Origin of the sequence: Secundilactobacillus angelensis, assembly GCF_012641075.1 — a bacterium.
In the GTDB taxonomy this organism is placed as follows: Bacteria; Bacillota; Bacilli; order Lactobacillales; family Lactobacillaceae; genus Secundilactobacillus; species Secundilactobacillus angelensis.
In genome coordinates this window covers 24,705-31,529 of the sequence record NZ_JAAXLJ010000026.1, presented here as the reverse complement: position 1 = coordinate 31,529, position 6,825 = coordinate 24,705, and the positions used below count along the sequence as shown (strand labels likewise).

General features: G+C 39.8%; 10 protein-coding genes. All 10 read right to left on the bottom strand.

Annotated elements, in window-relative coordinates; all coding sequences use genetic code 11:
- Positions 1-468: 468 nt before the first annotated feature.
- Positions 469-795: an acetyl-CoA carboxylase gene (locus HC026_RS11195; protein ID WP_168926015.1), complete on the bottom strand. Its 327-nt coding sequence runs from the start codon at positions 793-795 to the stop codon at positions 469-471.
- A gap of 114 nt (positions 796-909) precedes the next feature.
- Positions 910-1,641 (bottom strand): hypothetical protein, encoded by a 732-nt coding sequence (locus HC026_RS11190; RefSeq protein WP_168926014.1) that lies wholly within the window; start codon positions 1,639-1,641, stop codon positions 910-912.
- Positions 1,642-1,885: 244 nt separating this feature from the next.
- Positions 1,886-2,992, bottom strand: coding sequence for a DUF5776 domain-containing protein (locus HC026_RS11185; RefSeq protein WP_168926013.1), 1,107 nt, complete (start codon positions 2,990-2,992; stop codon positions 1,886-1,888).
- 2 nt (positions 2,993-2,994) lie between these two features.
- Positions 2,995-3,528 carry a phage holin, LLH family gene (locus HC026_RS11180; RefSeq protein ID WP_168926012.1) on the bottom strand — a complete coding sequence of 178 codons (534 nt, stop codon included), beginning with the start codon at positions 3,526-3,528 and terminating at the stop codon, positions 2,995-2,997.
- A complete protein-coding gene (locus tag HC026_RS11175) occupies positions 3,528-3,719 on the bottom strand; it encodes a hypothetical protein (protein WP_168926011.1) in 192 nt (63 codons plus the stop codon). The genes HC026_RS11180 and HC026_RS11175 overlap by 1 nt, the downstream gene beginning before the upstream one ends.
- A complete protein-coding gene (locus tag HC026_RS11170; RefSeq protein WP_168926010.1) occupies positions 3,709-4,017 on the bottom strand; it encodes a hypothetical protein in 309 nt (102 codons plus the stop codon). The genes HC026_RS11175 and HC026_RS11170 overlap by 11 nt, the downstream gene beginning before the upstream one ends.
- The gene (locus HC026_RS11165) at positions 4,014-4,406 is read right to left on the bottom strand and encodes a hypothetical protein (RefSeq protein ID WP_168926009.1); all 393 of its coding nucleotides are present in this window, start codon (positions 4,404-4,406) and stop codon (positions 4,014-4,016) included. Before HC026_RS11165 ends, HC026_RS11170 begins: the two co-directional genes overlap by 4 nt.
- A gap of 42 nt (positions 4,407-4,448) precedes the next feature.
- A complete protein-coding gene (locus tag HC026_RS11160) occupies positions 4,449-4,613 on the bottom strand; it encodes an XkdX family protein (protein WP_168926008.1) in 165 nt (54 codons plus the stop codon).
- 2 nt (positions 4,614-4,615) lie between these two features.
- Complete coding sequence (locus tag HC026_RS11155; protein ID WP_168926007.1) at positions 4,616-4,993, bottom strand: hypothetical protein; 378 nt, start codon at positions 4,991-4,993, stop codon at positions 4,616-4,618.
- A gap of 13 nt (positions 4,994-5,006) precedes the next feature.
- The gene (locus HC026_RS11150; protein WP_232843736.1) at positions 5,007-6,806 is read right to left on the bottom strand and encodes a collagen-like triple helix repeat-containing protein; all 1,800 of its coding nucleotides are present in this window, start codon (positions 6,804-6,806) and stop codon (positions 5,007-5,009) included.
- Between the last annotated feature and the right edge of the window lie 19 nt (positions 6,807-6,825).

Genomic DNA, 6,825 nt, shown 5'->3' with positions numbered 1-6,825 from the left:
CATAATAAACGTGATTAAATCATGTTATAACGACTGAAAACGCCTAGAAATGGGCGTTTTTATTTTGCATAAAATGAATAGAAATGATACAAAATGAACCTTACTGGCACAAAAGTGGCACAAAAACATAGAATAAACATGAAAAATTGGCCTTGTGCCAGTAAAAAAATAAAAATTGCTGTACTCCTTGGGGGACAAGGAATACAGCAATCGGGTTTGCGGCAGTAAATAATCCTAGGCGGGTTTTACATAGTAATTTAGAAACAAGTTAGTACTCTTTTCGTATCTTTCTATATAACTTGAAAGGAGCTAATAATATGTATCTCGTAAAGTACGTTTCAGATGGTAGCATGAATGTTTTGCTTGATGGTCTGTGGGTCCACATTTCAAAAGATGAAATCGAAGAATTTGACCGATTCATTGATCGTTTGCTCTAAAAAAAAGTCACCCATTTTTCTGGGTGGCTTTTTATTCCAGCGGACTCTTAGTTCTCTGTATGATGGTCTGCTCCACCGGCCATACTTTACCGGTAAAACCTATATATTTGATACTAAGTTTTGTATACTTCTTAAGTTCATTGACTACCTGTTCTAAAAATTCCAGACGGTAATCAGTGAGCGAGTGCAACGGTGTGGATTTCAGACGCTGCCCTGCGTGCTGGGATTCGAAGAAAAGGTTAAAACTCTTATCATAAATATCATTGGAAATAGTAATACCATATCTCGTGTGGCACATCCGTTTAAAAAGTGGCTCGATTCTACTATAGATTAACTCCGCTTCTTTTGCTGGTGTCATACCTAATCACCTCCAGCAACAGTATACCAAAATACGCGAACACGTGTTTGCTTTATGTGCCATTTCTGTTAAAAAAGGACGCCCGAAGGCGTCCTTTTAAGGAGAAACACTAAGTTAATAACTAGTAATACCGAAAACATGTTCTTTCAAATTATCCATATACGTCTGAGCACTAGACACCAGAATCTTTTTTGATGAATTATAAATATTAGTGGTGGCATTAATGCATACTGGAAAGTGGCCACCATGGGTTAATTGATGATAACCAGCAGGATTCTTATAATGGTTACCGAAAATAGTATTTTCACCGTCTTCAAAGCTGACATTTTCATTATCGTAAGCATAGTCATCTACCCAATAGTTAACCCAGTGGTGGTTGTGATTAGTCAATTTGGGAACCTGATTCTCACTAATAATTCCAGGAATTAATTCAACCGCTCGCTTGTAATAACCAATATTCCACACAATCTTATGACCATTAGTCAATGTAGCTTTAGCCGCTTCGTTGTCATACATCATCATATCAAGTGGTTTCACACTACCAGATTTAATATGACCAATCTTCTTAGATTCAGAGATAGCGCGCTTGTAATAGCTTTTATCCTGAAATCCCTTATAGAAGTGATAGCCTTTTTGTGCTGGAACTTTATACACTTCCGGATTAAAACTGCTCATGTGACCGGGCTTCCAATTCTTAACAATCTCTTTGCCTTTGGCCTGACTTTTACTAATTTTGGACTTAGCTGATACTGTAACCGTATTACTGTTCGTGATCATACCACCAGCACCAAATAATCCCAGCCCTAATGTCACTAACGCTAACTTACTTAATAACTTCTTGCGCATACTTTATCCCCCTTTGAAATTAGTCTAAATTTCCCCTGTGAAATTAAAATTACACCGTAATTATATAGCTATAAATTTCTGTTTACAATGCTAAAAATTCAACACCATTTGGCACTCCCCTAACAGGGATTTATAGAAATAATAAAATATAGAAATAGTGAAATATAGAATTAGAGAAACCACAAAAAAAGCCTCCCAACCGCGAAGGTCAGGAGGCTCATTATCGAGATTACACTAATTTTATTTACTTAACTTTTCGAACATATTGTTTATACGCTGTGCAGTAGAAACCATTATCCAGTTTCAGCACCCATGAACCTTTATATGGGATTACTTTGCTGACTGTGAACTCTGTACCTTTAGGCCAACTGTTACCCGTATGACCTTTGTGACTAACAACTTTAGTGCGCTGTAGATCACGATAAAGCTTTATACGATGCAATACCTTGATCTCTTTTAATGGAGATTCATAGTATGCGTTTGTTACCATGTTTCTGTTTGCAGTGATAAACGTGCCGTTTGCAAGTTCAAAGTATGGCACAATACCATCTTTATCAAAGTGTACTTTAGCTATATCCACGGGAGTACCAGCAAATAATTTCAGTCCACGATTAGACTTCCTACTTAACTTTGCAGTCTTGTGTTGGTAAATAGTTGTCTTCGTAATAATTCGAGCTGGATTGTAGCAGTAATAGTATTCGTGGACGTTATCCTTGGTGATTTTCTTAGGTTTCACTGGCGTCTCACTTTTAGTTGTGTATTGACCACCATAGTCGAGAGAGCCATCCACACCAAGCCCTTTCCAATTATCGGTGTATTGCCAAGCTTTAGCACCGGACACACCAGAACCAGAGCTACCATAGGCTGCAGGCCAGCCTTTTAAACCATAACTAGTACCAATCTTCAAACGGCCAGCCCAGAACCATGAACCTGGACCATAGATATCAAAATGCTTAAACCCTTTGCGTTTGAGAGCATTATAGAAAATAGCGGCGTCTGCAGCAGCATCATGTCTCAATACAGGGTCTTCTGCATCAAGCACCATTAATGTGTCGCTTCCACAACCCCATGCTCTGGCCGTGTTTGCCATCAAATTGGCTTCGTTAACTGGATCATTAGCACCGTATCGCAGACTGTTGAACTTAGCATAGTGATAAACTGCAACCTTTAAACCAGCTTTACGTGCATTAGCAATCTGTGCTCTACCACTCTGTGAAACGTATGGTGTACCGCCGTAGCCACCTTCTGACGTTTTAATAACTACACCCTTAGCTCCACGGCGTTTTTTATCCAAGAAATAGGCATAGCTTGATGGCTGATAGCTGGAAACATCAATAAAGTAATGTGCCATTATTACGCCTTCTTTGTGAGAGTGATTTCACCAGTTTCATTGGAGTTAATAGTATATTGCTGATTATTAAGCTCAATGAGGTCACCGTTGTCTAATTGCACAGCTGGCGGATTAACAGCCTCAATTTTCTGTGCTGTGGAAGTGATATCTTGAATCAGTTTAGTCTGATCCGTGGAAGTCTTATCGATTGCTGGTTTCTTAGTACCATAGTTTAGCTGGTAGGCTTCCTCTACATAATCTTTAGCCTTGTCGCTGTCTAAATCCACATCAAAGTCTTTAGCTAACTCAATTAACTTCTTAACAGCTAGTTCTTTCTGCTCGCTCCCTGAATAACTGGAGTGCTGCACAGCAGTAACTTGTGTTTGAGCTTCAGCTTTAATTCGAGTCAATAAATCATTATCCGCTTTTGTCTTTGTGTGGTCAGCAATGTTTTCCAGTAAGCTAAAGATAGACTTACGATTGTTAACCAATAACGCAACTAGCAGGGTGAATCCCCCGCCAGTTAGCCATGTGACAACATCAGTAATATATTTCATTACTTAGCCTCCTTAGTCGGATTAATCACAACTGTTGGATTAACAGCAGGTGTTTCCACAGAAGTAGTACCCTTAATGATATCGGCCACACCATTCTGATATTCAGCTGGTACGACTTTAATATCCTTGCCACCGTCTAAAACGTTACTTGCCATGATAATTGCCGTAGTACTGTAATTTTTAGTTAACATTCTTATCAATCTCCTTAGTTTGATTGTTAATGGAATCCTTCAATCGGTTCACCGACTGATTAAGTTGGTAAATAATTTTCGATTGTTCTTTAACCTGCAATTGTAAAGACTCGACTTGCGCTTTTAAGTCATCTCGCTCTTGAGTGATGTTATCCAAGCGTTGCCAAATTTCAGGCAAATGGTCGGCATACAACTCCTCAGTTTGAACCGAATTATTTTTAGAAGCGGCATACCAGGATACACTCGCCCCAATTAATGCTGGTAAAAGGTACTGAATGATTTGGTTTCCGAAATTCACGTGCGCTCACCCCACAGTGCCTCCGCCAGCAAACGGATCAAAATAAACGCAATTAAAAAAGTCCCGAAACCTATTGGTCCAGGACGCTGACAATCGTGGTAAAAAAATGCTACAAAATAAGTTGACCAAATGGCAGCCATGCTCACTATGCTTAACCGTTTAGCTTTAAAACGGTTGATATCCCAACAACCTGTAATGATGGCTAGCATACCCACACAGACAAGGATGATTGCCATACCTGGATCTTGTGCGTGTTGGATAATGTGAGCTAACTCTGCTGGCCGATAGGGATTAAAAACGTGTTGCACATAAATTAGATAGGCACCAAGTGTTAATGTTTCCAGTCCAGATATCACGATAAAATGATTCAGTTTAAAGTTTCGCCACATGTTTTCTACCACCTCCTTTATCGAAAAGATTATTCGTTGACATTAAGCTGTTGGTGTAGCAGGCGTTGCTGTGGATGAATAGTCATCACCAGTGATAGTCTTAAATTCATCAGTAGTAATACCTTGTCGTAATCCAACTAATTGTTTCAAACCATCTTCATCAATCGTCTTCCAATCTTGATAAGCCCATGTATAAATTTGTACCATAATTATGCTTCCTCCTTATTAGTATTATTGGTAGCCATGGCATTAGCCATTGCCATCGTTGTAATAGCTTGTTGTACCTGAGTTAAGCTTTCAGCATCTTGAGTTTGTTGCTGGGCGATAGTCGTGGTCGATTCAGTAACTTGCTTACTGGTATTCAACAAGTCTTGATACTTTTTGTTTAAATCAGCTAATGAAATATCTGGTAAATTACCAGGATTTAACAAAGCGTTTTTCTCGGTGTCGTAACGAAACTTGTTTGGCCATTGTGCAAACTTTGGAATCCATGAATCTAACAGATAGGTCTTAGTAAACCCATCTGCCTCAGTATTTTGATATTGAGTAACGAATCCATCTGAATCGTATTTAATGTAAGTAAACATTTAATTACCTTCTTTATTTAATTTTGGCTTCTAGTGCTGCCACACGATTTATGAGGGCTGTTAAATCGGTTTGATTAGCTTTGTCTTCGGGGGCTGGCGACCAATCGGTTGCGATTGAACCTAACTCAATCTGTACACCTGTTATCCATAAATCGGTGTTAGGAACGCTTGCCCCACCACTGGAAGAACCATTAAACCCAGCGTATATAGCTATTATGTTATTCGTGACGAGAGCCGTATAAGATACTCTATGCCAGTTTCCGTCTGTGATTAGAGTAAAAACGGCGTTACTCCATGCCCCACCAGTAGAAGGAATATTATTTCCAGAACCATTGGTTTCAATTTGGATTATTCCTTGGGTAGTGGTTGACGCAGTAACATTCGTTTTATACCAATATGAGTAAGTTACGGTTTGATTGATAGGAACTGGAATATTATCATAAGCCATGCCGAATTGAGTTGTATCACCATTTTTTAAATGAAGTGCATGAGTTATAGCTCCCATTCCTGTGATTGATGAAACTTCTCGAACACCACTTGTACTACCCCAATTTCTCCAACCAGTCATACCATTAGAAAAATCTCCGTTAGACAGGTAGTTTCTCGTCCCCAATAAATCCTCGGTTTTATCGAATGCGTTTTGCTTATTTATATAAGCAATCCCGTTTTTATCGGTAGGGTCAATATCAAACTGATTAGCACCTTTAAACTCGTTTTTATCAGTTAAACTGGCTTTCGAACTTAGTCCAGTATTTAAATTAGCTAAACTAACTTCTCCAGGGTCACCTTTATCACCTTTGTCGCCTTGTGGACCAGCAGGACCAGTCGCACCAGTGTCTCCTTTTTCACCTTGTAGGCCTTGAATACCCTGATCACCTTGGTCGCCCTTATCGCCTTTCAGCGAAGCAATCCATTCATCTTGTGTGCCTTTAAAGCCACCGGCCACAGCTTCTGTATAAGCTGAATCACCTTGTGCACCCGTATCACCTTTATCGCCTTTAAAGTCACCTAGATTAATCCACTTACCGCCAGTGTACGAATAAAGTGTGGTATCAACGAAGCAAAGCTCGCCTTCGTTAGCTAACGCAGGGAGTGAGTCTTCCTTACCCAGCATTTTCATGTCAACACCTGGATCACCCTTATCGCCTTTACTACCTGCTGGTCCAATGATATTAGCAAAGAACGTAAAACCATTGCCGTTGTAGAAATAGACTTTCCCACGGTCACCATCAGACGAATTAATCAGTACAAAGTCGCCTTGAATCACATCATTGGCCGAATCATCATAGGCGTTCATATCAGCAACTGAATCGAATGACTTAACAAACATTGGTCGATATCCCATCTCACTATCACCTCTCTCACTTCCACTATTGCCAGAATCATCGGCTGTATCCGTGGACTCATGAAATTTAGGAATATCATTTGGAGCAATGCTGATGTTATAAGTAGCTGCAGTGTTCACATCCAATGGTTCTAACTGAATCTGAAATGGACCAGTAAACGTGATATACATCCCATCTGGATAGACCAGCTTCCAGTCGTAATCAACATGATTGCCTGCCAGCTTATATATATTGTTCCAGTCAGGGCCTTTATAGATAATTGTGAACGTTAATATGGGGATATTTCCCATACCCATTGCATAGCGTTGGTTAACATCATCAAGGTTGGTGATTTCAATTTGCTGTGGAGTTGCACCAATTTCTGGTGTGGTCTTAACGTTAGCAACTTCTGTGAATGCCACTGAGCCGTGTCCAGTAAAGTAGAGCCGAGTGCCTGTTGCAACTAGACCTTTTGCTGAACTTGCCATTCAATCACCTTCTTTATCG

Coding starts and splice junctions, on each gene's coding strand:
- HC026_RS11185 (WP_168926013.1), bottom strand. CDS start 2,992: ATGGCACATTACTTTATTGATGTTTCCAGCTATCAGCCATCAAGCTAT.
- HC026_RS11155 (WP_168926007.1), bottom strand. CDS start 4,993: ATGTTTACTTACATTAAATACGATTCAGATGGATTCGTTACTCAATAT.
- HC026_RS11180 (WP_168926012.1), bottom strand. CDS start 3,528: ATGAAATATATTACTGATGTTGTCACATGGCTAACTGGCGGGGGATTC.
- HC026_RS11165 (WP_168926009.1), bottom strand. CDS start 4,406: ATGTGGCGAAACTTTAAACTGAATCATTTTATCGTGATATCTGGACTG.
- HC026_RS11190 (WP_168926014.1), bottom strand. CDS start 1,641: ATGCGCAAGAAGTTATTAAGTAAGTTAGCGTTAGTGACATTAGGGCTG.
- HC026_RS11160 (WP_168926008.1), bottom strand. CDS start 4,613: ATGGTACAAATTTATACATGGGCTTATCAAGATTGGAAGACGATTGAT.
- HC026_RS11150 (WP_232843736.1), bottom strand. CDS start 6,806: ATGGCAAGTTCAGCAAAAGGTCTAGTTGCAACAGGCACTCGGCTCTAC.
- HC026_RS11195 (WP_168926015.1), bottom strand. CDS start 795: ATGACACCAGCAAAAGAAGCGGAGTTAATCTATAGTAGAATCGAGCCA.
- HC026_RS11175 (WP_168926011.1), bottom strand. CDS start 3,719: ATGTTAACTAAAAATTACAGTACTACGGCAATTATCATGGCAAGTAAC.